Source organism: Filimonas lacunae, from assembly GCF_002355595.1.
In the GTDB taxonomy this organism is placed as follows: domain Bacteria; phylum Bacteroidota; class Bacteroidia; order Chitinophagales; family Chitinophagaceae; genus Filimonas; species Filimonas lacunae.
Window position 1 is genome coordinate 4,246,732 of record NZ_AP017422.1, and the last position, 25,207, is coordinate 4,271,938.

Annotated in this window: 19 protein-coding genes; 5 read left to right on the forward strand and 14 right to left on the reverse strand. The window is 44.2% G+C overall.

Annotation, left to right across the window (positions count from 1 at the left end; translation table 11 throughout):
* Genes FLA_RS16890 through FLA_RS16910 form a run of 5 tightly spaced genes read right to left on the reverse strand, consistent with a single transcriptional unit; the run spans position 1 to position 3,952 of the window.
* Positions 1–453: a sterol desaturase family protein gene (locus tag FLA_RS16890; RefSeq protein ID WP_076381489.1), complete on the reverse strand. Its 453-nt coding sequence runs from the start codon at positions 451–453 to the stop codon at positions 1–3.
* 7 nt (positions 454–460) lie between these two features.
* Entirely contained in the window at positions 461–994 is a 534-nt protein-coding gene (locus tag FLA_RS16895) for a hypothetical protein (protein WP_144264129.1), read from the reverse strand.
* On the reverse strand, positions 991–1,827 hold the full coding sequence (locus tag FLA_RS16900; RefSeq protein WP_076381487.1) for a phytoene/squalene synthase family protein: 837 nt from the start codon (positions 1,825–1,827) through the stop codon (positions 991–993). The genes FLA_RS16895 and FLA_RS16900 overlap by 4 nt, the downstream gene beginning before the upstream one ends.
* A 4-nt stretch (positions 1,828–1,831) precedes the next feature.
* Entirely contained in the window at positions 1,832–3,307 is a 1,476-nt protein-coding gene (locus FLA_RS16905) for a phytoene desaturase family protein (RefSeq protein ID WP_076381486.1), read from the reverse strand.
* A gap of 6 nt (positions 3,308–3,313) precedes the next feature.
* Complete coding sequence (locus tag FLA_RS16910) at positions 3,314–3,952, reverse strand: MarR family winged helix-turn-helix transcriptional regulator (RefSeq protein WP_197705801.1); 639 nt, start codon at positions 3,950–3,952, stop codon at positions 3,314–3,316.
* 1,119 nt (positions 3,953–5,071) lie between these two features.
* Here FLA_RS16910 and FLA_RS16925 point away from each other — a divergent pair.
* Both FLA_RS16925 and FLA_RS16930 read left to right on the forward strand, forming a co-directional pair.
* On the forward strand, positions 5,072–5,641 hold the full coding sequence (locus tag FLA_RS16925; protein ID WP_076381483.1) for a Crp/Fnr family transcriptional regulator: 570 nt from the start codon (positions 5,072–5,074) through the stop codon (positions 5,639–5,641).
* A 94-nt stretch (positions 5,642–5,735) separates the two neighbouring features.
* Positions 5,736–7,013 (forward strand): adenylosuccinate synthase, encoded by a 1,278-nt coding sequence (locus tag FLA_RS16930; protein WP_076381482.1) that lies wholly within the window; start codon positions 5,736–5,738, stop codon positions 7,011–7,013.
* Positions 7,014–7,163: 150 nt separating this feature from the next.
* Here the strand turns inward: FLA_RS16930 and FLA_RS16935 are convergent, their stop codons facing one another.
* On the reverse strand, positions 7,164–7,361 hold the full coding sequence (locus tag FLA_RS16935) for a hypothetical protein (protein ID WP_076381481.1): 198 nt from the start codon (positions 7,359–7,361) through the stop codon (positions 7,164–7,166).
* A gap of 459 nt (positions 7,362–7,820) precedes the next feature.
* On the opposite strand from FLA_RS16935, the gene FLA_RS16940 reads away from it, so the two are divergent.
* Complete coding sequence (locus tag FLA_RS16940; RefSeq protein WP_076381480.1) at positions 7,821–11,048, forward strand: SusC/RagA family TonB-linked outer membrane protein; 3,228 nt, start codon at positions 7,821–7,823, stop codon at positions 11,046–11,048.
* Positions 11,049–11,073: 25 nt separating this feature from the next.
* Positions 11,074–12,708 (forward strand): RagB/SusD family nutrient uptake outer membrane protein, encoded by a 1,635-nt coding sequence (locus tag FLA_RS16945; RefSeq protein WP_076381479.1) that lies wholly within the window; start codon positions 11,074–11,076, stop codon positions 12,706–12,708.
* Between the two features lie 68 nt (positions 12,709–12,776).
* On the opposite strand, the gene FLA_RS16950 is transcribed toward FLA_RS16945, so the two are convergent.
* From FLA_RS16950 to FLA_RS16975, 6 genes are read right to left on the reverse strand one after another with little or no spacing between them, the layout of a single operon-like run.
* Complete coding sequence (locus FLA_RS16950) at positions 12,777–13,541, reverse strand: LytR/AlgR family response regulator transcription factor (protein WP_076381478.1); 765 nt, start codon at positions 13,539–13,541, stop codon at positions 12,777–12,779.
* Complete coding sequence (locus FLA_RS16955; protein ID WP_144264128.1) at positions 13,538–14,539, reverse strand: sensor histidine kinase; 1,002 nt, start codon at positions 14,537–14,539, stop codon at positions 13,538–13,540. The genes FLA_RS16950 and FLA_RS16955 overlap by 4 nt, the downstream gene beginning before the upstream one ends.
* Positions 14,540–14,556: 17 nt before the next feature.
* Complete coding sequence (locus tag FLA_RS16960; RefSeq protein WP_076381476.1) at positions 14,557–15,234, reverse strand: ABC transporter ATP-binding protein; 678 nt, start codon at positions 15,232–15,234, stop codon at positions 14,557–14,559.
* 2 nt (positions 15,235–15,236) lie between these two features.
* The gene (locus FLA_RS16965; protein ID WP_076381475.1) at positions 15,237–16,478 is read right to left on the reverse strand and encodes an ABC transporter permease; all 1,242 of its coding nucleotides are present in this window, start codon (positions 16,476–16,478) and stop codon (positions 15,237–15,239) included.
* A 2-nt stretch (positions 16,479–16,480) separates the two neighbouring features.
* Positions 16,481–17,566 (reverse strand): efflux RND transporter periplasmic adaptor subunit, encoded by a 1,086-nt coding sequence (locus FLA_RS16970; RefSeq protein WP_076381474.1) that lies wholly within the window; start codon positions 17,564–17,566, stop codon positions 16,481–16,483.
* Positions 17,567–17,589: 23 nt separating this feature from the next.
* Positions 17,590–18,912 carry a TolC family protein gene (locus FLA_RS16975; protein WP_159445167.1) on the reverse strand — a complete coding sequence of 441 codons (1,323 nt, stop codon included), beginning with the start codon at positions 18,910–18,912 and terminating at the stop codon, positions 17,590–17,592.
* A 499-nt stretch (positions 18,913–19,411) separates the two neighbouring features.
* On the opposite strand from FLA_RS16975, the gene purL reads away from it, so the two are divergent.
* Positions 19,412–23,074, forward strand: coding sequence for a phosphoribosylformylglycinamidine synthase (gene purL / locus FLA_RS16980; RefSeq protein ID WP_076381472.1), 3,663 nt, complete (start codon positions 19,412–19,414; stop codon positions 23,072–23,074).
* 861 nt (positions 23,075–23,935) lie between these two features.
* Here purL and FLA_RS16990 read toward each other — a convergent pair.
* Both FLA_RS16990 and FLA_RS16995 read right to left on the reverse strand, forming a co-directional pair.
* Positions 23,936–24,148, reverse strand: coding sequence for a hypothetical protein (locus FLA_RS16990; protein WP_144264127.1), 213 nt, complete (start codon positions 24,146–24,148; stop codon positions 23,936–23,938).
* Positions 24,149–24,303: 155 nt separating this feature from the next.
* Positions 24,304–25,092: a DUF5995 family protein gene (locus FLA_RS16995; RefSeq protein ID WP_076381469.1), complete on the reverse strand. Its 789-nt coding sequence runs from the start codon at positions 25,090–25,092 to the stop codon at positions 24,304–24,306.
* Between the last annotated feature and the right edge of the window lie 115 nt (positions 25,093–25,207).

Sequence of the window (25,207 nt, forward strand, 5' to 3'; positions counted from 1 at the left end):
TTATGCCTTTTTAAAATACATTTTGAAATATTTATAAGGCACCCACAGGAAGCCGAAACACTCGCCCTCTTCTTTACCCAGGTGCTTGTGATGCTGTTTGTGTGCCCTTCTCAATGCTAACAAATAAGGATTTTGGGTATTGCGTAAAAAGGGAATGCGCTGATGAATGAATATGTCATGCACAAAAAAATAAGCCATACCATAAAGTGTTACACCCAAACCAATGTAAAACCAGCCATTAAAGCCATGTGTTTTACCATAATACATCATAACAATGGCAGGTATGGCAAATATTATAAAAAAGTAATCGTTACGCTCCACTTTACTGTCGTTGCTTTTATCGTGATGATCTTTATGTAACGACCATAAAAAGCCATGCATCACATATCTGTGTATTACCCAGGTAAGTGCCTCCATGGAGAAAAAGGTTATTATGATAATAAGTATATTCATATTGCTGCTATTTTACCGTAGTTAGGGGAACCGGCTTCACAGATTGCTGTTGGCTAAGCCTGGACAGCTCTGCTTCGGTTAACAAATCTGTTTTTTGAAAGAATTGCAGAATTAATAGTCGCAGACTACTGTTGGGAATACTTGCATAATGGGAGAGTATAAAATTTTTATCGGCATTAATTTCTGAATGATAACGGAGCATTTTAGGAACGTTGTATTGAATAGACAAACGGACAAAGTGTATTTCTACCTCATTGCCACCTGTTGCCACCGCCTTTTCAATATTCCTTTTTCCTTTTTTAAAAGAACTCAGTTTTTCTAACGGATTCCAGGTATGGTTGGCCCAAATGGCCTGAAAAGCACCCAGGTAAGCAAGCGACACGGGTTGCTGGGTCGTTGACTGTAACATGACTATCATTCTTTTGCATACCTGCTTATCTGTAACAGATAAAGCATACTGACTCCTTATTTCATCCAACGGCGGATTACTGCGAAAGGCAGATAAGCTATGCAATAATAAAATGAGGAATACCGGTTTCATATCCATGCCATTTTAAACTGCAAATAGCTGCTCATCATCAACGAAATTTTTCTTCCGTTATTAATACGGATGCGCTGGTGAATGATGGCTTTTGCAGGAGTTTTCTGTATTTTCCTGAAAAGAGAGAGATAGTAGGAATAAGCAAGATACACGCCAAAACGGGACGACCGGGGTAATAGCCGAATGCCAGCCAAAGCTTCGGAAAACTCCTGGGCGATCTCTTTTTCAATGGCAGCCTTTGCATCCCTGTTAAAATGCTGCATGTTTACATTGGGAAAATAGGTTCTTCCTAACACCTGGTAATCATCTTTCAAGTCGCGAAGGAAGTTCACCTTCTGAAAAGCTGAACCCAGCTTCATAGCAAAAGGCTTCAGTCGCAGATACTCTGCTTTGTTGCCATACACAAATACCTGCAGGCACATCAACCCTACCACTTCGGCCGACCCAAGTATATATTGATTATACAATTCGGGATTGTATTCCATCTTTTGCAAATCCATTTCCATACTTTTCAAAAACAAATCTATCAGCTCCCATTCAATCTGGTATTGATGCACCGTTTGCTGAAAAGCATGCAGGATGGGATTAATAGAAATTTTTTCTTCCAAAGCCTGAACGGTTTGCATACGAAGCCGATTCATCAGGGCCGTTTTATCGTAAGCATGAAAACTATCTACTATTTCATCGGCCAAACGAACATAACCGTAAATGGCGTAAATGGCCGGCCTTATTTCTCTACTTAATGCCAGTATGCCCAACGAAAAGCTGGTACTGTACTTTTTAGTGGTTTCTTTGCTGATACAAAAAGACAATTCATCAAAAAGCTGCTTCATGCGGTTAAATCTTTAGTTTATTGATGGCTGTTGCTGCAATTTTTCCAGAGATAAGGGAAGGCGGCACACCCGGACCGGGAACAGTTAATTGGCCGGTGTAATACAAGTTTTTAATTTTTTTATTACGGATGGCTGGTTTAAGCACCGCCGTTTGCCGTAAGGTATTTGCCAGCCCATAGGCATTACCCTTATAGGCATTGTAATCATGTGTAAAATCATAAATGCAATAACTTTTTTTATAATCAATCTTCTGCAACAAATCCCTTGCCCCGGTATGCTTTTCAATGCGTTGCAGCATTTGTAAAAAATACTTTTCCCTGATGGCTTCCCTGTCCTCAATACCGGTTGCTATGGGCATAAGCAAAAACAGGTTTTCGTGGTTGGCGGGCGCTACCATCTTATCTGTTTTAGAAGGACAGCACACATAAAAAAGCGGTTGCGTAGGCCATTTTTTATCCTTGTATATTTCATTCGCATGCAGCTGCAGGTCGTTTTCAAAAAACAAGGTATGGTGTGTAAGGCCAGGAACCCTCTCCTTTACCCCTACATAATAAATAAGGCAGGAAGGTGCAAAGGTTTTCTTTTCCCAATATGCTTCGTCATAATTCCGGTAGGGCTTTTCCAGCAATTGCTGCTCGGTATGATGGTAGTCGGATGAGGCAATAATAGCATCAAAAGGAATTTCACGGCTATTGACCGTTACCGATACCGCCCGATTATTTTGCACATTCACCTTTTCTACCGTAGCATTTACGTGAAAGGTAACACCTTGTTGCCGGGCAATAGCCGCCATGGCATCTATTATTTTGATGAATCCACCCAATGGATACCAGGTGCCTAATTTCAACCCTCCATAGTTCATCAGGCTATACAGCGCGGGTATATCTTCGGGCATAGCCCCCAGAAATAACACAGGAAACTCCATCAATGCAATCAGCTTCGGTTCGCTGAAAAAGCGCCTTACATGCTTACGAAAGCTAGTAAGCAAGTCCAGCTTAAGCGCACTTCTGGCAATTTTTAACGATACAAATTCAAACCAGGAATGACAGGGTTTATTTACAAAATCGCGCATGCCTACTTCATACTTGTATTGCGCTTCTTTCATAAACCTGTCCAGCTGCAAAGCGGCACCAGGTTCAATAGATTCAAACAACAGCTGTAAATCTTCGTAGCGCTCCGGAATGGCCATAGCTTCGCCATCAAACACCATTTCAAACTGGGGATTCAGTGCTACCAACTGGTAATAGCTGGCAGCACTGGTATTAAAATCTGTAAAAAAGTTTTCAATAATATCCGGCATCCAATACCAGCTGGGCCCCATATCAAACGTATACCCGTTATCTGTTGTAAACTGCCTGGCCCTTCCTCCTAACGTACTGTTTTTTTCAAAAACATGTACTTCATTACCGGCCTGCGCTGCGTACGCAGCAGCGGCAATGCCAGAAAAGCCAGAACCAATAACCGCTATCTTTTTTCTCATGGTAGCTTAATTTTGAAGAAAGGCATGTTGTGCTGCTACCGTATCTAATAGTGTTTCGGCAGGAAGGTTCTGCTGATAAATAGGTTGGTGAAATGCTTCCAGCTTACCCAGCAGGCGTATCAACTCCATTTTTTCAGCGTGGCTGAGGTCGCCCGCTACTATGCGGGAAGCCTTTTTTATTTTTTCCATCTGCATAGCTAACACCATTTTCCCCTTTTCATTGATAGAAATAACCTTGCTTCGCTTGTCTGTTGCAGAATCCACCTGTTCAATCCAGTTTTTCTCCAGCAAGCGGTTGATAATCTGCATCCCCACAGGCTTTTCCTGGATATTCTTTTTAATAAGTTGCATTTTACTCATAGCTCCGAATGCATTCAGGTTAATAAGATAGATGAACTCTTCCTGCGTAGAAAATTCAGAATCTGCAATGGCCGAACGGGAATAAGTTCTCGCATACCGGTTTAAGTGCACTATCAAGGTATTAATGATGCTTTCTGCACTACGACCTCTTTCTTTCCCCTCCCAATTGGGTTCGGAAACTGGCTTACTGCCAGGAAAGTGATTGCTGACCAGCCAGGATACCCATCCTTCTATATCACCAGAATGCTGCCCATGAATATTCTGCAATTCAAAGGCTTCTATCATAGAAATGACTTGCTTAAGGAGATTATAGTTCACTTATAGACATCTTTAGAGAATAAAAGTACATATTTACACTAAATATAGTACAATTATATACCAAATCAGCTAAAATAATGAGCCTATCAGCATCTTTCTGGAAGACCTGAAGGTCATCTCAGGCATTCATGGCAGTATGGATTCGCGCGGGCATCTTCACTTTTAAAATGCCACTTTGAGCGCCTGGAATTTGTTGAGCCGGTAGCATAGTTGCCGTATAACACGGAAGATGTGCAATACCCTAAAATAAAAATGCCGCATACCACTACACATCTTTTGTATGATACGTAACATGGTACGCATGACGCGGTACTTTGTACCCATCATTATGCACAGGTGCAGCACCATTTTACACCCGTACAATATTACCCGTACAAACTCCCGTATGACCGGATACTTTGTACGCGCCATAATGCAGATGTGCAGCACCGCATTGCACATCTGACGTACCACGCGTAACATCCTCCGCATGATACGTAACATTGCACGCACGACGCGGTGCTTTGTACCCATCACTATGTAAAGGTGCAGCATCATTTTACACCTGTACAATATTACCCGTACAAAGTATCCGGTCATCCGGCACATTGTACGCACCACGCGTAACTTTGTACACGCAATTATGCAAAGGTGCATAATCATATTACACCCGTACAATTTCTTCCGTACAAACCTCCCGGTCATCCGTAACATTGTACGCTCGACGCGGAACATTGTACGCACAATTATGCAAAGGTGCCGGACCATACTGCACAAGTACATTATTCTCCGTACAAACTTCCCGGCCATAATGCACAGGTACACCGGCATATTGCACAACTACAATTTCTTCCGTATAAACTTCCACATCCCCCGGCACTTGTACACACACCATTATAAATTACCAGAAAACAGTGATTGTGCAGCATAGGGCAGCCGCGTATTTTTGTCGTATCGATTTGTTAATCAATTGATACTAGAGCAGAAAGCAGCCTCATCCCCCCCATGAGGCGCTTTCGTTTCATATACCTAAGCGATTTCCTTTTCCCGTTCATGAACTTGCCAAATGACAATTTACCGTACCCGCTATTGTGATAATTTTGGGTAATGAAAGAGCTGATTGCCTATTTATTGCAATTTGGGCACCTGAACCAGCAGCAGTGCGACCTGATACTTTCCAGGGCGCATTTGAAAGCGGTGGGCAGGGGCTGCTATTTTTCAGAAGCCGGTAAGGTGGCCCGGCAAATAGGTTATGTTACCAACGGAGTATTCCGCGTTTGTTATTATGATAAAGCGGGGGAAAGCTTTACACGGTATTTTGTGTATGAAAACAGGTTTGTGGTAGATATCAACAGCTTTCGCGACGATATGCCTTCTGCTGAATATATTGAAGCGATAACCGATTGTGAAGTTGTGGCCTTTTCCAGGGAAGACTTTACCGAACTCTCTAATACCATTCCCGGCTGGCGCGACATTTTTTACAAAATCACTTCCTATGTGCTGGAAAATAAGTTAAGAGCTACCAGTAACATGCTGGTACAAGATGCGCAAACACGTTACCTGCATTTTCTGGAATACTATCCCGGCCTGGCCAATCGTGTTCCGCTTACCATGCTGGCGTCTTATTTAGGTATTACCCCTTCTTCGCTTAGCCGCATCCGGAAAAGCATTCTGTAAATACCTCTTACCATTATTACATAAAAAGACATTCCTGCTGATAGAGCGGGCTGGCAACGCCATGCCCATTCCGCAATAAAAAATAAACATACATATGGCTATTGACGTTTTATTAGGACTCCAATGGGGAGATGAAGGCAAAGGCAAAATAGTAGATGTGCTGAGTGCCGGCTATGATATGGTGGCCCGTTTTCAGGGTGGCCCTAATGCAGGGCATACACTGGAGTTTGAGGGAAAGAAGTTTGTACTCAACACCATCCCTTCCGGCATCTTCTTCCCCAACACCATCAATGTAATAGGAAATGGCGTAGTGATTGATCCTGTAGCTCTGCAACAGGAACTTACCAGGCTACGCGAAGCAGGCCACGACCTGCTGGCCAAAAAGAACCTGGTGATAGCCCGGAAAGCACACATGATCCTGCCTACCCACCAGCTGCTGGATATGGCAGCCGAAAAAAAGATGGGCGACCGCAAAATAGGTTCTACATTAAAAGGCATTGGCCCCGCCTATACGGATAAAACAGGCCGTAATGGTTTGCGTATTGGCGATATACATTTGCCCGATTTTACACAACGTTATCAGCAACTGGTTCAAAGACATACTTCCCTGCTACAGGCTTTGTATGGAGAGGTTACCGATTTTAGTGAAAGAGAACAAGCGTTTTTTGAAGCGGTGGAACTGATAAAGCAGTTTCCATTGATAGATGCCGAACACCTGGTGAACAACTATCTGAAACAGGGCAAAAAGATACTGGCAGAAGGCGCACAAGGCACCATGCTGGATGTTGATTTTGGCTCTTACCCTTACGTCACCTCTTCCAATACCACCACAGCAGGCGCCTGTACCGGCTTAGGTGTGTCGCCACATAGTATAGGACAGGTAATAGGCATTGCAAAAGCTTATAGCACACGTGTGGGAGAAGGCCCCTTCCCTACGGAGCTGATGAATGAAACCGGTGAGGAGCTACGCCGTAAAGGCCGGGAGTTTGGTGCTGTAAGCGGACGACCACGCCGTACAGGCTGGATTGACTTGCCAGCGCTGAAATATGCTATCCAACTCAACGGTGTAACCCAACTGGTTCTAACGAAGGCTGATGTACTTAGTGGACTAGACAAAATATATGCCTGTACCCACTACCGGCATAATGGTTCCCTTATTGATTATATGCCTTACGAAATCATCACCACAAAAGCTACCCCTGTTTTACAAGAACTGGAAGGCTGGCAGGAAGAACTGACAGCGGCTACCCAACTGGAGCAGTTGCCTAAGGCTTTATTACAGTACATCCATTTTCTGGAAAGAGAACTGAATGTCTCTGTTACTTATATATCAACAGGCCCCAACCGAAAGCAGACCATTCGAAAACAGTAAGCAGTGATCAAAACTCAAAGGGGCCAGCTTCCTACTATTGAAGCTACCCCCTTTGCTTATTTTATTTTTCAAACCCCTCATTCAAAAGAATAGAAATCGCAATGCCTATTGAGTCAGCACTATCTTGTGTAAAAAAAGCGAGTGAACTTATTAGGACTGTTCACTCCCCTGCATTTTTTTAAAATAGAGCCTTTCTTTTTCCCTACCCAATACCAGTCGTAAATGGTATTTACGGCCATAGCGGGTGGCTCCGTTATTATAGCGGGATGCTCCCCGCATCCACTTAAGGCTTACCATTACCTCTTCGCCCATCAGTCTAAACCTGATATCATCTTTATGTATGTCCATGCTTTTTTATTTAAAAAGTTTAGGGGTCTATTATATAACATCACAAAAATATAGATGTTACAACCATAAACCAACACATCTTCTACTAATCAACTACTTTCAAAACGCAAGCACTCCTGTTTTTACACAGCAGCACTAATATCAGGAAATAAATAAAATAATATTTTTTTTAAATTATTTTATTTACTAAAAACATTTATTAAGTTTATCCTATAACCGACACTGCATACAAATTAACTGCTTCGATTTTCCTGCCATATTCACTATTGATACTATAACACGTATAAGATCCTGAATCTTATACTGTAATGCACATACTAAAGCACATGAGAAAACAGCGGCTTATTACATACGCCACCTGTGAGGCCATTTTATGCTCACAACCAACAACTACTGCACATCCGCTGTCAGGACATGCACTCATTTTCATTATTCCTGATATATTAAAACTGCACAATCATGAGAACAAGGTTCATTTCGTGCCTGGTGGCACTATTCGGGCTATACCTTTATGCCCTTGCACAGAATACTATTAAGGTAACTGGTACTGTTACTGACGACAAAGGAGCTGCAATACCTGCAGCCAGCATCCAGATAAAAGGCGTGAAAGGAGGCACTGCTACCGGCAACGACGGCTCATTCAGCATTAGCGCTAAACCAGGCGCCACCATTATCATTTCGGCTGTTGGCTTTGAGAACAAACAGGTAAGCGCCACTGCTTCATTAGGATCTATATCGCTGGTATCAGACACTAAAACACTGGGTGAAATAGTAGTAACTGGTATTGGTGTGGCCACCAGTAAAAAGAAGCTGGGCATATCAGTAGAAACGGTATCCTCAGACAAGCTACCGCAAATACCTACCAACTCTTTAGACCAGGCTTTGGTAGGTAAGATAGCCGGTGCACAGATCTCTTCTACAACCGGTACACCCGGCGCACCAGCCAGTATTTTGTTACGTGGTATTAACACCATTCAGAATGGTACAAAGCCGCTGATATTACTGGATGGCATACAGGTAAACTCTACCGACCTGAATACCCTGGACGCGAGTGCCATTGACCGCGTGGAAGTAGTACAGGGCGCAGGTGCAGCCACCATCTATGGAGCGCAGGGCGCCAACGGTGTAATTCAACTGTTTAGTAAAAAGGGGAAAAAAGGTATTCTTACCATTGATGTAAATAACAGCGTTAGCTTTGATGCTTACATTAACAAAGGCAAAGTTCATAAAGCTACCAAACATAGCTTTAAAACAGATGCCTCCGGCAATGTAATAGATAATGCGGGCAACATTGTAGAACTGGATGAAAACGGCGTATACCAGGGGGTTACCTGGGCTTATGCAGCAGGCAGCTATGCACATGCGATGGCCAACCCGTTGAACGTTTATAATAAATCGTATGATCATAACCTGAAATATTACGATCACTTCAAGCAGCTTTTTGCCAACGCCAATTCCATCAACAACAATGTGATCATTACGGGTGGTGGTGATAAAGTAGACTATTCTTTTGGTATGTCACACAGCCATCAAACCAGCGCTATAACGCAAAATGGTTTTGTTGACCGCACCAACCTCTCTTCTAACATTGGTATAGAACTTTTCAAAGGATTTAAATTACGCTCTATTACACAACTGATCTATACCCGCAACACACTGCACCCAGGTTATGGCACAGGTAACAGCAACATCTTTAACGTGATGAACGTGGCGCCGTTTGTGGACCTGACTAAAAAGCTGGATGACGGCAACTATCCTTATGCCTACTATCCTGACAATGCCGTTACCAGTGTAAACGGATATAACCCTTTTTATGACTTTCAATATACCCAAAGCAGGGATAACAAAATAGACATTGTTCAAAACCTGCAGGCCAACTATGTAGTGAATAAGTTTCTGGAACTGGATGCTAAATATGGCGTGAACTATACGGTACAGGACATTAACTATATTTACAAGAACCAGACAGGAAATATTAACTCCAACTATGAAAGTTCATGGGCAGGCTACTATAACGGTAGCGACAATACCGGTGAGATTGACAATTTCAACTACAGAGACCTGTTTCAGAACTTCCTGGCCACTGCTTACATACGAACAGATTTCAGAAAAGACTTTGGCTGGAACGTTCCTATCACTACCAGTACACAGTTAACCTTTGACCACCGCAGAACACGTTCTACCGAATACATCACCTATGGCTATAGCCTTCCTACCTATGAAAAATACAATATGGGATCCACTGCTTCGCAGCAGGTAGTATCCGATCTTACCACGCCTTTCATTACATACGGTTACCTGATTAACCAAAAAGTAGACATCGGCGACTATGGTGGATTTTCGGGCGGTGTAAGGAGAGACTATTCCAGTGCTTTTGGTCAAGGTTCCAAACTATTCACTTTCCCGCGTGGTGATGCTTATGTGCGCTTATCATCTTTTAACTTCTGGCAAAATGGCGGTATCAAAAACACTATTTCCGAATTTAAGCTGCGTGGTGCCTATGGCAAGGCAGGTATTCAACCACAGCCTTTTGACAGATATGTAACCCTGAGCACCACTAACATAGGAAACGGCCTCGCATTCTATTTACCAACGGCACAAAAAAACCCCAACCTGGATGTGGAAGTATCTACAGAGCTGGAATTGGGTACAGACGTTGCTATTAAAGGACTTGCCGGCAGATGGCTGAACCAGGTGAACGTAAGCGCTACTTACTGGAAAAGAAAAACAGATAATGCCATTTACAATGTAAGTGCCGCCCCTTCTACCGGTGCCAATACCGTAAAAGACAACGCTATTACTTTAGTCTCACATGGCTTGCAGGCTTCTTTAAATGTAACTGCATTTGAATCAAGAAACTTTACCTGGAACTTCACCACCAACTTTAATAAGCAGGTTTCAAAAGTAGATGCTATTAAAGGTGGCGACATTATACTTACTACCAGCGCCGGCGCTACCAGCCTGGTGTTAACACCAGGTCAGAATATAGGCCAGATCTATGGCTATAAAGCGATCAGAAGCCTGGATGAAAAAAGATTGAATGGAACATCTTACCTCGCTAAGGAAGATTATGGCAAATACGGTTTTGTAGATGGCATGTTAGTAGACACCACCACCAAAGCGATCCAGTTTACCAACGACAAGTTTTCTTTAGGCAACACGACTCCTAAATTCAACATGTCATTCATCAACAGCTTTACCTATAAAAATTTCCTGACTTTTTCATTCCAGTTTGACTGGATTTACGGCGCACACCTGTATAACCAAACCAAAGAATGGATGTACAGGGATGGTATTCATGGCGACTTTGACAAGCCTATTACCATTAACGGCCAAACACAAGCCTATACAGCTTTTTACAGAAGCGCCTATGCCGCCTATTTTGGCGATTTGAACGGTGCTGCACGTAACGGTACTAAGGACTACTACTTTGAAGGCTCTTCTTTTTTACGACTGAGAAACATTGCTCTTGGCTTTGATCTTGCCCAGGTGTTTCCTATCAAAACGTTCAGAAAATTACAACTGGTGTTATCTGGCAGGAACCTGTTGACTGTTACCAAATACAGTGGCTTCGATCCTGAGATCAACTCTTCTTCCAGTACTAATTCGGCATGGGACAGGGGGATAGATCATAACTCTATGCCTAACGTAAGATCGTACCAGGTTGCCTTAAACATCGGGTTCTAATTTTCTAACAGTCAAAAACAACAATATGAAACCGTATAAATATCTTTTTGTACTTCTGGCTTCGGGCGCTATTGCAGCAGGCACTTCCTGTAAAAAACAGTTGAATATAGAAAATCCCAACAATCCCACTCTGGGCGATGCACAAACAGAAAGCGGCATTACCCTGCTGGCTAAAGGGGCGATATACCAGAATGGTTTTAATGGCGTATCGCTTAGCGGACTTAACTGGTTAGGCAGCAGCTTTTTCTCGCTGTGTTATGGCTACCAGGAGTTACTGGCGGATAATATTGCCGCTACCGCCAGTAACCAAAGCATTAATACCATTAACTTACCTGCCTATGTGCAACTGGACGATAACACTAAAATTACCAATACCTCCAACCAACGCACCCTGCTGCGCACCTCCAACGCCAGAAGCGCGCGCCCTTCTAACGCGTTTTATTACGAATGGGGTTATATGTACAGCCTGAACAATGCCTGTAATAACCTGCTCACCGTAATACCCAATGTTACTTTTTCAGGTGATGCTGCCACCAAAAGCAATACGCTGAAAGCATGGGCTTACTGGTGGAAAGGATATGCCTATTCCCGCATTGGCTCACTGTACTATGCTGGTCTTATCAACAACACCGCCCTGCTTACCAATAATCACTATGTAGTGCATGACAGCATTGTTGCAGAGGCCAACAGAAACCTAGATGCGGCCGCTACAATTCTATCAGGCATTAGCAACACTGATGATTATGAAGCTTTGTTAACACAGCTGATTCCGGAGTTTACCATAGCTGATCACGGCGGCGTATTAACACCCACCATGTGGCTACACAACATAAATACACTGAAAGCAAGAAACCTGATCACCAATAAAGAAGTAAGCGCTATGACCAGTGCTGACTGGAATACCCTTCTTACCCTTACCAGCAATGGCATAGAAGAAGGCGACTATGTGTTTACCGCACGTACCACCAGCACCAATGGCTTTATGAGTGCCTCGAGTGGCTCTGCTACCGCTATGAGCACCGGCCCTTCTAAAACCTTTACCATCAGTGAACGCCTGATACAGGAATATAAAACCGGCGACCAAAGGTTAAGTAATAACTATGTGCAACGCAGCACCCCGGTGCTCAACCAGGTAGGTGGTTTTACCTTCAGCACACGCTGGTACTTAAAAGATGCAGGCAATGGTATTTCGGGTACGGTTACTTTAAGCGACCTTACCCCAGGCAACTTTGAACTGTACATTAACGGCAGCTATGAAGAAAATGCCTTAACAAGGGCAGAAGCGCTGATATACACAGGCAGCATTGAACAAGGGCTAGCCCTGATTGATGCCGTAAGAGCCTACCAGGGCGCAGATTTGCCCGCTGTAGCCGGAACCGGTTTAAGCCTGGACGCCGCTAAGGAAGAGCTGCGCCGGGAAAGACGCGTAGCCCTGGTGTTCAGAGGCACGGCCTTTTATGATGCCAGAAGATGGGGCGTGATTAAAGACGTGTCTGCAGGAGGCGGCCGTAGTAATGCCGTTGTATTAACCTCTGCCGGTGTACTCAACACCCACGCCATTATCAACTATAACTTTCTTAGTTATTGGGATGTGCCTGCCGATGAAACAGAATTAAATGCACCTGACGCAACCAGCGCAGCCGTTACTAATCCTAATTAAAACATCTTGCTTCGCCGGCTTTTCTCATGTGCCGGGAAGTGCGGGCTGCCTGTTCAGGCAGCCCTATTTTATTCGCCACCTTCCAGCCATTGCAAAAACTCAACCGCCTTTATTTTGCTTACCATCACCTCTTCCGGCGTATCTACTACCAGCTGCACCGCCAGTTTGCGCGAAAACAACCGTTCTACATTACTCACCGCCTGCCGGTTGATGAGAAACTGCCGGTTGGCCCGGTAAAACTGTTGCGGGTTTACCGATTTTTCCAGTTCATCCAGGCTGTTGGTAGTAAAATACTTTTGCTGCTGTAAGGTGCATAACTCTATCACTGTATTATCCAGGTAACAATAGGCGATGTCTTTTATTTGAACAGGGATAATTTTTTCGCGCAGGTTTACCAGCAAGCTGGTTTTATAAGCCGGCTTTATTTGCTGTAGCGCCTGCTGCAAGGCATGTCCCGCCTTTTCTTGCTGAAACGATTGCTGCAAGGCCGTAAACTTGTCTAACGCCCCCTTTACCTTAGCTGCCGTAATAGGCTTTAACAGGTAACTGATAGCATTGGTGTCAAAAGCATTCATCAGGTATTCATCAAATGCCGTACAAAACACAATGGGACATTGCAAACGCACCTGCTGGTAAATATCAAAGCTTATCCCATCCGCCAGTTGAATATCAGAAAATATCAATTGCGGCTGTGTATGCGTTTGTAACCAGTGTACCGATTGCTCTACCGATTCCAGCATAGCCACCACTTCTATAGCTGGATTGATGGCTATTAGTATATCGGCCAGCTGCCGGGCCAACCTCGATTCGTCTTCTATAATCAATACTTTCATAGTAGTAAAGGCAATGTTACCTTAAACTGGTGATCGGATGTATGTTCTATCTGGATAGTAGCATTATACAATAACTGATAACGCTGTGCTATATTATTTAATCCAATACCGGAGGAGGATGCCACGGATTGCTTCAGCTGCAGGTTATTAATCACCACTAATCCTTCCGCAGTGGTGTATATACGAATGTGCAAAGGCCGCGAACTGGCGGTAATATTATGCTTAACAGCATTTTCGATGAGTAGTTGCAGGGTAAGCGGCGGTATCTTGCAATCCCACACCTCCTGCCCCACTTCTATAGAAATGTCTATAGCATTTTCCAGCCGTGTTTTAATGATATAGAGGTACGACTGTAAAAACTCCAGTTCTTCTTTTAATGGCACCCAGTCGTGCTTTTGATGACTGAGCAGGTAACGGTATACATTGCTTAGTTGTTCTACAAAATCAATCACCTTTTGTTCCTTTGTAAGGGTAGTAAGTGTGTTTAAGGTGTTAAACATAAAATGCGGACTTAACTGCTCTTTCAGCAACACCATATTTGCCTGTAGTTGTGCCCGCTTTAATTGCTCCAGCTCCAACCTGCTCTGCTCATGCTCTTTCATCTTATGAATATGCAATACCAGGAAAGCATTCAACATATTAAATAACGTACCCCGTAACACAATAATTAAAAACTTACGGGTTTTGTCGAGAAGCGGGTTATGAAAAACAGTATGAAAATTGTGTATGAAAGAATAGTCGAACACATAACAGAACGAAACACCCGTGATAAGCGGGATGAGAAAATACAATAGTTTGCCATATACCGGCTTTTTAAACCAGGCGGCGCGGATAAACCACTGATTAGCCATCCACGACAAACAGGCGAATGCAAAGTATGCCAGCGTATATTGCACAAACTCCCCCGTATTTCCTGTTATAAATATACGGGGCAAATTCACCAACGCTGCTATCAGCAGGCTAACCGGTATCCCTATGGCGAGATTGTACTTCTTCACTTCGTAAATATAACGGACTACAGTATTTTTCCATCACTTAAATCAATAACCCGGTCGCTGTTACGGGCAAAATCTTCATCGTGCGTAACGGCAATGATCGTTTGTCCCTGCTCGCGCGTAAGCTGTTTAAATATATCAAATACCACCTGTGTGTTCTTTGAATCGAGGTTGCCGGTAGGCTCATCCCCCATAATAATGGATGGATCGTTAATCAAGGCCCGCGCTATGGCCACCCGCTGCTGTTGCCCGCCCGATAATTTACCAGCCATTTTAAGGGCCTGATCTTTCAGGCCCAGCAATTCCAAATTAGCATAGGCTTTAGACTCTATTTCCTGCCTGCTTTTTTTGTTCAGCTTTAATGCCGGCAGCATTACATTTTCCAGCACCGAAAAATCGGTAAGCAGGTAATGAAACTGGAACACAAAACCAATATGCTCGTTGCGAAAAGCCGCCAGCTGATTTTGTGTGCAGCCGGTAAGTTTTTCACCGTTAATAATCAACTGCCCCTGGTAATCGGTGTCCATAGTAGACAACACATACAACAAGGTGGATTTACCAGAACCCGACTTACCGGTAAGCGATAAAAATTCCCCTTTCTTCACCTCGAAGCTGATGTCTTTTAACACCTGAAACTTTTCGGGCTGGGTAAAGTACTTGACTATATGTTGTGCCTGTAAGGCGGTTTCACTACTCATGATTATCCTCTTATAATTTCTACCGGATCAATTTTAGAAGCCTTGCGCGCCGGCAGGTAGCCAGCTATAAACGTGGTGATCAACCCAAACACAAAAGCCATTATATACACTTTAGGCTGATAGGTCATAGGCAGGGTATTAAGCCCCGCAATACGGAAAGGAATATGATTGACTATTTTAGCAATGGTAAAACCCAGCGTCATGCCTACTGCGCCACCCGCCACGCCTATTACAATAGCCTGGGTTAAAAATATTTCCGTAACATCTTTACCCGAAAAGCCCATGGCCTTGAGAATAGCGATTTCACGTATTTTTTCGTTAATGGTCATGTTCATGATATTATAAATACCAAAACCGGCTACCAACAGAATAGTTAACGAAACAGCCATAGCAATAATATTACGCAGCTTGGAACCAGCCTGCAATTGCTCGTTAGCCGTTTGCCAGCTTTCTACCTTATAAGGCACTACCGGCGCTATGCGTTGCACCAGGGCTTCTGTTTTCTCATAATCCTGCACATTCATCTGCACATCGGTTACATACTGCTGGTTTTCGGAAAGCAACTGGCGGGCAGCCGTGATGTTGATATAAGCCTTAGCCTTATCGGTTTGCTTTACATTGGTGCGGAAAGTGCCAATAAGTTTATAGTTATGGCTGATGCCATCTGAAGTAAGCACATTGATATTATCCCCCATGTTCACACTCAGGCTTTGCGCCAGATCTTCACCCAGCAACACCCCATCGGGCCGGTACTTCAAATCGTCCCATTTTCCCTGTAACATGTATTGGGATATATGAAACAACCGCTCCTCACTTTCTACATCTACCCCGCTTAACGTGCCATTTAGCTTATTACCACTGTTGCGAAAGAATACATTAATATTTACCTGTGGCGCTACACCTGTTACCTCGGGCTGCTTTTGCACCAGCGCCTGTATGGCGGCGCTGTTTTTAATACCCGTGGTATATTGTATCACCTTGGCATTGCTGATATGCGCTAACGTGCCGGCAGGATATACTTTATTTACCAGGTTGGTATTATCGGCCGGGCCATCGTTATAAATTCTAATATGGGCCATAGAGGTAAAAGCCAGGTCGGTTTGTGTATTGTTTACCCCTGCCATAAAGCTGTTCATAAAAATGTACATGGATATGCCAAACGTTACCCCCAGCAATGCCACAATCGTTTGCTTTACTTTAGAAGTTAAATGCACCCTGGCTATAGAAAAGTTAACAGAAGCCATGGTTATTTCTTTTTAGGTAAGGTGATGATATCATTGTCGTTAAGCCCAGCCGTTATTTCGGTATATTCCAGTGTGCGTATGCCCACCGTCACCTTCTTCTTTTCTTTGCCTACATACACATAATCGCCATCCTGCAAACTATAAGAAGGTATTACCAGTGCCTGTTGCTTTTCGCCAATGATAATATTAGCCTGTAGCTGCGTACCATTTAAAGGCTGAAAAGGCAGGTGTACAAAAACCGCTTCGGCTATAAAGCTTTGATCGGTAGCGTTGAAGGCCGGGTATATTTTAGTGATGCGGGCGTCATAGATTTTGTTTTTATCGCTGTTTAAAGATACCAGCACACGCTGACCGGGCTTTACCCGCTCAATATCTTCCTCTGCAATATCCAGCTTCATAATAATGTTGCCTGCCCCCAGCAAAGCCAGTTGCTCTCCCTTCTTTACAAAGTCGCCCGTTTTTTTAGCAATGTTCATTACCACACCTGCACCGGTGCTTTGCAACGTATAGTAATTATTATTCTCCTGCTGAATACGGTATTGCGATGCGGCATTGTCTACATTCAAATGCAGGGTACGCTGTAAATCGGCCAGGTTCTTTTGCAGCACCTCCAGGCTGGAGGAAGCGCTCTGGTAATTTAACCGGGCATTTTCGTAATCGCTGGCCGATACCGCCTGTGTTTTTACCAAACGGCTGTAACGGGCGTAATTGGTAGAATCTACCTGCACCTTATGCTGCGCCTGAACAATCTGCGCCTGTAGCTGCTGTATTTGCGGACTGCTTTGCGCAGCATTGCCCTGGGCGTATTCCAGGTTTACCCGCGCATTAGCCACCTGTGTTTGCTGCACTTCGTTAGACAAGCGAAACAAAGGCTGGCCGGCACGCACCGTATCGCCCTCCACCACATACGAGCTGGCAATAAACCCTTCGGCATTGGCCATTACCGTATACTGGCTGGCATTTTCCAGGTGCCCGCTGCCAAATACCGCATCCACGATGGTTTTGCGTTCGGGCTTTGTTTCGTTTTTATTGGCGCAGCCGGTAGCGGTGACGATGACTGCTATACATAAGAAAGGAATATATTTCATGATAACCGGGTATAAATGGTCAATTATTGTCGTGATAAAAGTGTTGCCCTAGTAGACAGCAATAAGGATAAATTATTTAAATAGGTGTTTTCGGCAGTGAGATAATCCTGGAATGCTTTGATATATACATCCATAGCAATAACACCCTCCAGGTATTTTTGCTGGTTCAGTTGCAGGTTATCGCCATACAAATGAAAATTATCCGCCGCACTTTTTACCATTTGCAGGTAATCGTTATAGTTTTTCACCTGCAACAGATCGTTGGTTTCGCTGCGCAGCCGGGCAGTATCATATTGCAACTGTGCTATCTGCTGCTGTACCTGCGCGCTTTTATATTTATTGCTGTTGGTAAAGCCGGTGAATAAAGGCACCGACACATTCAAGCCTATATAGCGGTAGCCATGCCAGTCGTCTTTTCCAAACGTTAACCCAAAATCGTTACGGTATTGCTGGCTTCCAAAATAACCGGTGGCTCCTATTACCGGGTAAGCAGCCGCCCTTTGCTGCCGGCGTTGCATATTGGCAATCTGTATCTGTTGGCTAAACACATCCAGGGTATGGTCGGGACCCGCCTGGGGCACGGGCAATGCCACCAGAGAATCAATACTCAGCGCTTCGGTAAGCACCAGTTCGGATGCCGGTTGTTGTCCCAGCAACACTTTCAGGTTAGCAATACTCTGGTGATATAACTGCTGGCTTTGCGCCTGGTTCTGGATAATGTTATTGACATTAATAGTAGCCTGGTTACTGGCCAGTAAATCGGACGTTCCTTCCTGTAGTTTGTGCCAGGCCAATACCTGCAAACTATCCGCCAACGCCTTATCCGCCTTGTTTATCTGCAAGGCATTCTGTGCTATAAGCGCGGTAAAATACAATCGCGCTGCCTGCTCTTTCAATGTTTGCTGGTACTGCTGCTGCTGTAAACGACTCAACTCCACATTGCTTTGCGCAATTTTAGACTGCATTACACTAGTCCAGTTAAACAGGTTTTGCGTAACAGTCACCCCCGTGTTGTAGTTATACGTTTTTCCAAACTGGGCATAATAGGTAGTGCCGGGTTTGTCAATGATTTCGCCGGGAATAGGCGTTACACCCAGATGCAGGTTATCGGTAGCGTTAAAAGCAGCGGAAGCATTGGGGTAAAAAACACCCTTAGCCGCTTTGCTGTTGTAAACAGCCTGCTGTAACTGCTGCTGGTAAATAGCCTGCGTGGGGTTGTGCTGTATGGCCTGCTCCCACACCTGCCCCAGGTAATGAATAGTACTGGTATCTGTAGTGTTCAAGGCCTGCCCCCGGGCAGTAAAGGCGGCGGTAAACAAAACCAGGATAATGTATTGTGACTTCATATTGTTATTCAACAACACAAACCTACCCCAGGCTACCTGTGTGATTTTTGCAATCTGTATGAAGTGGCCAAAAAGCACGGCGAAGCGGACAAACGTTACAGACTCTCCTATCCTTTTTATCATCGACTGGTAATCAACAGTATACAGCACACCTCTCGCGGCCTTAGCCGAAAAACAGCATTTTTTGCGCCGCCTCTGGAGTAAATCACCCTCAATAATGCCATAACTGTCACCCCAAGAACCGACTTTCTAACAGCAGCTACTTCATTTTGTTTTCGCCTTACCACATATACAACAATTACAATAAAAAGATGTAATCAGCTAATAATTAACCACTTAATACTAAAAAAGCTTTTTCAAAACTCCCCATGTGCTGATATGCTCCGTCCCTCCGAAAGCTGGCTTTTTTTCCACTGCAAGCGGCTGGCAGGAAGATTATTACAAAATCCATGTTTGCCATTTTCTTAACTATTACTTTTTGGTACCTTTGCGGCCATATATGAACAGGATCTACTTCTTCGAAATCCCATCGCGGATTTATGCTGTACAAGTAAACCGTAGCCTTTCCGCAGCTGATACCGATAAATTAAGCTGGTTATTCGGAGGCGCACAAGTGAAAACCGAAACAACCTTAGCAGGTTCCTTTGTAGGCCCACGCGCCACTATGATAACTCCCTGGAGTACCAATGCCGTAGAAATTACACAGAACATGGGTATTGAGGGTATTATCCGTATTGAGGAATTTGAACCGGTTACAGCCGATGCTAATGGCTACGACCACATGTTGCTTCAGAAGTACCCTGAACTGAGCCAGGACATTTTTACCATCAACATACAGCCGGAGCCGGTGCTGGAAATAAGCGACATTGCCGCTTATAACAAACAGGAAGGTTTAGCCCTGAGCGATGACGAAGTGGCTTACCTGAACCAGCTGAGCGAAAAACTGGGCCGTAAGCTTACCGATTCGGAAGTATTTGGCTTTTCGCAGGTGAACAGCGAACACTGCCGTCACAAAATATTCAATGGCACTTTTGTTATTGATGGTGAAGCACAACCTACTTCCCTGTTCAAACTCATTCGCAAAACATCAGAAGCCAACCCCAACAGCATTGTAAGTGCTTATAAAGATAACGTGGCCTTTTTACAGGGTCCGAGAGTGCAGCAGTTTGCCCCGCAAAGAGCAGACGAGCCTTCTTTTTACCAGGTAAAAGAGTTTGATTCGGTGATTTCGGTAAAAGCCGAAACCCACAACTTCCCTACTACCGTAGAGCCTTTTAACGGTGCTGCTACCGGTTCGGGTGGTGAAATACGCGACAGGCTGGCGGGCGGACAAGGTTCTATCCCACTGGCAGGTACCGCAGTATATATGACTGCACTTTCCCGACTGGAAAAAGACCGCGCCTGGGAACAAGCTACCACTGCGCGCAAATGGTTATACCAAACGCCTATGGATATCCTGATTAAGGCATCAAATGGCGCTACCGATTTTGGTAACAAGTTTGGTCAGCCTTTAATCACAGGTTCTGTACTCACTTTCGAGCATGAAGAAGCTGGCAGGATACTGGGTTATGATAAAGTAATTATGCTGGCCGGTGGCGTAGGCTACGGCAAGGCAGACCAGGCTAAAAAGCAAAAGCCTGCTGAAGGCGATAAGATTGTGATACTGGGTGGCGACAACTACCGTATTGGTATGGGTGGCGCAGCAGTATCCAGTGCGGATACTGGTGCTTTTGGTTCGGGCATTGAGTTAAACGCGATACAACGTTCTAACCCCGAAATGCAGAAAAGAGCAGCCAACACCGTGCGCGGTTTGGTGGAAAGCGATCACAACCCGATTGTATCTATCCACGACCACGGCGCAGGCGGACACCTGAACTGCCTGAGCGAGCTGGTAGAAGACAATGGCGGTAAGATTCAGCTGGATAAACTGCCTGTAGGTGATCCTACCCTTTCGGCAAAAGAGATCATCGGCAACGAATCGCAGGAGCGTATGGGCCTGGTGATTGGACAAAAAGATATTGACCTGTTACAAAAAATAGCCAGCCGCGAACGTAGCCCTATGTACGCTGTAGGCGACGTTACCAACGATCACCGTTTCTCTTTCACTTCCGCTTCTACCGGTGCCAAGCCGATGGACCTGGATTTAAAAGATATGTTTGGCAGCTCGCCTAAAGTGGTGATGTCGGATAAAATTGTAAACAGAACCTATGCCCCTGTTAGCTACGATGCAGCACAACTGCACCAATACCTGCAACAGGTATTGCAACTGGAAGCAGTAGCCAGCAAAGACTGGTTAACCAACAAGGTAGACCGCTGCGTAGGTGGCCGTGTGGCAAAGCAACAATGTGCAGGCCCCTTACAATTACCATTGAACAACTGTGGTGTAATGGCACTGGACTTTGCCGGCAAAGAAGGTATAGCCACTTCCATTGGCCACTCGCCTTTAACCGCTTTAATTGATGCCGCAGCTGGTAGCCGTAACGCCATAGCTGAATCATTGACCAACCTGGTGTGGGCTCCTTTACAGGATGACCTGACATCCGTTTCCTTATCTGCCAACTGGATGTGGGCTTGTAAGAACGAAGGGGAAGATGCACGTTTGTACCAGGCTGTAAAAGCCTGTTCGGACTTTGCTATTGAACTGGGCATTAACATCCCTACCGGCAAGGACTCTCTGAGTATGAAACAGAAATACTCAGACAAAGAAGTGATTGCCCCAGGTACGGTGATTATCTCTGCTGCCGGACATTGTAATGATATTACCGCAGTAGTAGAACCCGTGCTGCAAAAGAACGGCGGCAACATTTACTACATCAACTTATCGAACGATACCTTCAAACTGGGCGGAAGCTCTTTTGCACAGGTAGTAAATAAAGTAGGTAACGAAGCGCCGGACGTGAAAGACGCTGCACAGTTTAAAACTGCTTTCAATACCATACAGCAATTAATTAAAGCCGGTAAAATACAAGCGGGACATGATGTTGCCAGCGGCGGTTTAATTACCACCCTGCTGGAAATGTGTTTTGCTGATACCAACCTGGGCGCTCAAATTGACCTGAGTGCATTAGGTAATAATGATATTATACAAGTACTGTTTGCAGAAAATGCAGGTATTGTATTCCAGGCAGACGCCAGCGCGGAAGCTATACTGAAAGCAGCCGGTGTAACCTTCTATAACATTGGTAAGGCTACTAAAGAAGCTACGCTGAACGTTATAAACAGTGGTGCCACTTATAGCTTTAACGTAACAGAACTGCGCGATGTGTGGTTTAAAACTTCTTACTTGCTGGATCAGCAACAAAGCGGTGTAGCCAAAGCAACTGAACGTTATACCAACTACAAAAACCAGCCTTTACAATATACCTTCCCTGCACATTTCGATGGCAAGAAGCCTTTGATTGACGCTTCTAAGCCGCGCCCGAAAGCAGCGGTGTTAAGAGAGCAAGGCAGCAACTCTGAACGTGAGATGGCCAACGCCTTATACCTGGCTGGCTTTGACGTGAAAGATGTGCACATGACCGACCTGATCACCGGCCGCGAAACACTGGAAGATATTCAGTTTTTAGGCGCTGTGGGCGGTTTCTCTAACTCAGATGTATTAGGTAGTGCCAAAGGTTGGGCAGGCTCGTTCCTGTACAACGAAAAAGCACGTGTAGCGTTGGAAAACTTTTTTAAACGTGACGATACCCTGTCTATAGGTATTTGTAACGGTTGTCAGTTGTTTGTAGAGCTGGGCCTGATTAATCCGGACCATGCCGACAAACCTAAAATGCTGCACAACGACAGTCATAAACACGAAAGCATCTTTACCTCTTTAACTATACAGGAAAACAACTCTGTAATGTTATCCAGCCTGGCAGGCGCCACGCTGGGGGTGTGGGTATCGCATGGCGAAGGCAAGTTTAAACTGCCCTACGAAGAAAGCAAATACCAGATTGTAGGTAAATACGGTTATGAAGGCTACCCAGCCAACCCTAACGGCAGTGCTTACAACACCGGTATGCTATGTGACACCACCGGCCGTCACCTGGTAACCATGCCACACATTGAGCGCAGCTTATTCCAATGGCATTGGGCTAACTACCCACAAGGCCGCAAGGATGAAGTATCGCCGTGGATGGAAGCGTTTGTGAATGCACGCAAGTGGTTGGAGAAGAAATAAGCAACTTACGGTAATATAAAAAGCAAAAGTCGTCTCATTGATATTAATGAAGACGACTTTTGCTTTTTATACACCTGAAAGCTTTGCACAACAAGCAATTCATCACCTTCGTTCCACAAGCTGTTCTTAGCTTTGATAACTTGCCAGCCTAGCACACACATTCATTACATATAATTATATCTGTTTTACTATACCCCTTTTATTTATCTTAGTTAGTCGACAATAAAATCTTTAAAAAATTGCTTGACCATACTGAAGAATTATATCACATTGTGAAAGTAACCCGCAATGGAGATGAAGACATTGCCGAACATTGTAATCTAAGCGACAAACAGCTATTGGCTTTGTGTGGAGGGATTCCGGATAACACTTTAACCAAACTTGACCTTACCATCACAATCGAAGGCCCCTGTACTTTTGAGACCGAAGTACATACAGAAAAGTATTACGTAAGCCGAAACATTAATCTGCAAGAAGGTATAATCATTAATAACACAATGCTTGTTCCTACTATCTATCGTAGCACAAGAATTGGCACAAAACTTTTCTATAACCAGATTGTAGCATCCAGGGCACATAGTTTTAGCACCCTTAGAACGAATGCTATCCAGGGCACAGATTTCTATGGTTATGTCACTTGGTGAAAAATGGGCTATTCTATGTGGCCTTTTGATCAACTGCGACTTCAAGCACTTTGTGAAAAACATCACAAGCCCAAAACATGCCTTTACGAACTACTTAAAAGTACAGAAGGATATAAGTTCTGGATAGAAAATGGCTTTTCATGGAGCGGAGACTTCAGCCTATTAGAAAATAGCCAGAACCTTCATTATTTTAATGAATACTTACGAGAAAGAAATCTTAAACTACTTCCATTCTGATAGCGTCTAATTGTGCAATCATTTCACATTCCAAATCTTCAAGATTCTTATGTGCATTAGCTAGTATGAAAGGCTTTAATTTGGGAAAGAATTTGACAACAGCATCCATCCCTTCTATTTTAAACATTTTAAAGGCATGAATTTTCTTCATAATATCAGACTGCATTCTTAATATGTCTATGCTGTTGTTCATATTGAGTTTATCCATTCACTCGTATAAATGTACAAAATTCTGGAATAGAATGAACAAATACCAATTTATAAACTGAAAACCAACAAGTTAAAAATTTTCTTTTTTACACTCTATTTAAAACACCAGGTAAATATCTTCAATGGCTGTATAAACAATCAAGCATTGGGCTTATCTATGGTAAAGTGTTGCTTTTTACCTCCATGCAGCACTTCTATAATGCCGGCAGGTTTCTTCCATTCAAACAGGTGCACCACCCAGGTGGTGAAGAGCAGGAAGCCGTTTTGCATGGCGATGCTGGTACCTAACTTATAAATATTAGTATCTCTTTTGGTGATGCCAGCCGGCCTATCAGCTATTGATAATAGCATCAGCTCTTCAGCAAAGCACCACGCGCCATCGCGGGCATTATCTATACTAAACTGGATGAGCACAGAATTATTGTTACCCGCATGCAGGCCCAGCAGGGATAGCAGTGGCGATATTTTTACCAGGTCGTTCAGCACCTGGTATGTAAGGGAGGATATGATAGTATTGATCATATCAAAATCGTTATGAATATCCTGTAGAGGATTGGTACCGGAAACTTCTACAGCAGCTACGCCCAGATCGAGATTGATATGCGCGCTCATTCCCAGCAATAACTGCTGCAACACTAACGGACCTGACTTTTCAGCCGTTTCAAAAGCCAGTTTCCACGAAGCTGTGGGCTGCTCCCCTTTTTTCCATTGATCGTAGGCATTCAAGTAACGGTTGGCAAAAATAACATCCAGCCTTTCCATACGCGGTCCATCCTGGAACTGCCCGGTTTGTATGCCGTGTTGCACACTTACGGTGACTTTATGGTATAAGGCAGCAAAATAGCCCAGGCGACTATTGGCGGCAATGCTATCGTGTATAATCGTTTCTAAAGCAGTAACAACTTCGGCAATGGTGCTGGCAGGCATGGGTGTATGTTGTTTATGATTGGTTTGTATTTTAAACTTACATCATTTTGTAGAATTATGCACAGATTGCCGGAGGCCTTTTCTGCATAAAAAAAGGTGCTTCCGGCTGGAAGCA

Bases quoted from the DNA above. Each gene is read 5' to 3' on its own strand.
- FLA_RS16995 (WP_076381469.1), bottom strand. From the start codon at position 25,092: ATGCCTGCCAGCACCATTGCCGAAGTTGTTACTGCTTTAGAAACGATT.
- FLA_RS16990 (WP_144264127.1), bottom strand. From the start codon at position 24,148: ATGAACAACAGCATAGACATATTAAGAATGCAGTCTGATATTATGAAG.
- FLA_RS16925 (WP_076381483.1), top strand. From the start codon at position 5,072: ATGAAAGAGCTGATTGCCTATTTATTGCAATTTGGGCACCTGAACCAG.
- FLA_RS16905 (WP_076381486.1), bottom strand. From the start codon at position 3,307: ATGAGAAAAAAGATAGCGGTTATTGGTTCTGGCTTTTCTGGCATTGCC.
- FLA_RS16940 (WP_076381480.1), top strand. From the start codon at position 7,821: ATGAGAACAAGGTTCATTTCGTGCCTGGTGGCACTATTCGGGCTATAC.
- FLA_RS16935 (WP_076381481.1), bottom strand. From the start codon at position 7,361: ATGGACATACATAAAGATGATATCAGGTTTAGACTGATGGGCGAAGAG.
- FLA_RS16960 (WP_076381476.1), bottom strand. From the start codon at position 15,234: ATGAGTAGTGAAACCGCCTTACAGGCACAACATATAGTCAAGTACTTT.
- purL (WP_076381472.1), top strand. From the start codon at position 19,412: ATGAACAGGATCTACTTCTTCGAAATCCCATCGCGGATTTATGCTGTA.
- FLA_RS16910 (WP_197705801.1), bottom strand. From the start codon at position 3,952: ATGATAGAAGCCTTTGAATTGCAGAATATTCATGGGCAGCATTCTGGT.
- FLA_RS16965 (WP_076381475.1), bottom strand. From the start codon at position 16,478: ATGGCTTCTGTTAACTTTTCTATAGCCAGGGTGCATTTAACTTCTAAA.
- FLA_RS16975 (WP_159445167.1), bottom strand. From the start codon at position 18,912: ATGAAGTCACAATACATTATCCTGGTTTTGTTTACCGCCGCCTTTACT.
- FLA_RS16970 (WP_076381474.1), bottom strand. From the start codon at position 17,566: ATGAAATATATTCCTTTCTTATGTATAGCAGTCATCGTCACCGCTACC.
- FLA_RS16890 (WP_076381489.1), bottom strand. From the start codon at position 453: ATGAATATACTTATTATCATAATAACCTTTTTCTCCATGGAGGCACTT.
- FLA_RS16900 (WP_076381487.1), bottom strand. From the start codon at position 1,827: ATGAAGCAGCTTTTTGATGAATTGTCTTTTTGTATCAGCAAAGAAACC.
- FLA_RS16930 (WP_076381482.1), top strand. From the start codon at position 5,736: ATGGCTATTGACGTTTTATTAGGACTCCAATGGGGAGATGAAGGCAAA.
- FLA_RS16895 (WP_144264129.1), bottom strand. From the start codon at position 994: ATGAAACCGGTATTCCTCATTTTATTATTGCATAGCTTATCTGCCTTT.
- FLA_RS16950 (WP_076381478.1), bottom strand. From the start codon at position 13,541: ATGAAAGTATTGATTATAGAAGACGAATCGAGGTTGGCCCGGCAGCTG.
- FLA_RS16945 (WP_076381479.1), top strand. From the start codon at position 11,074: ATGAAACCGTATAAATATCTTTTTGTACTTCTGGCTTCGGGCGCTATT.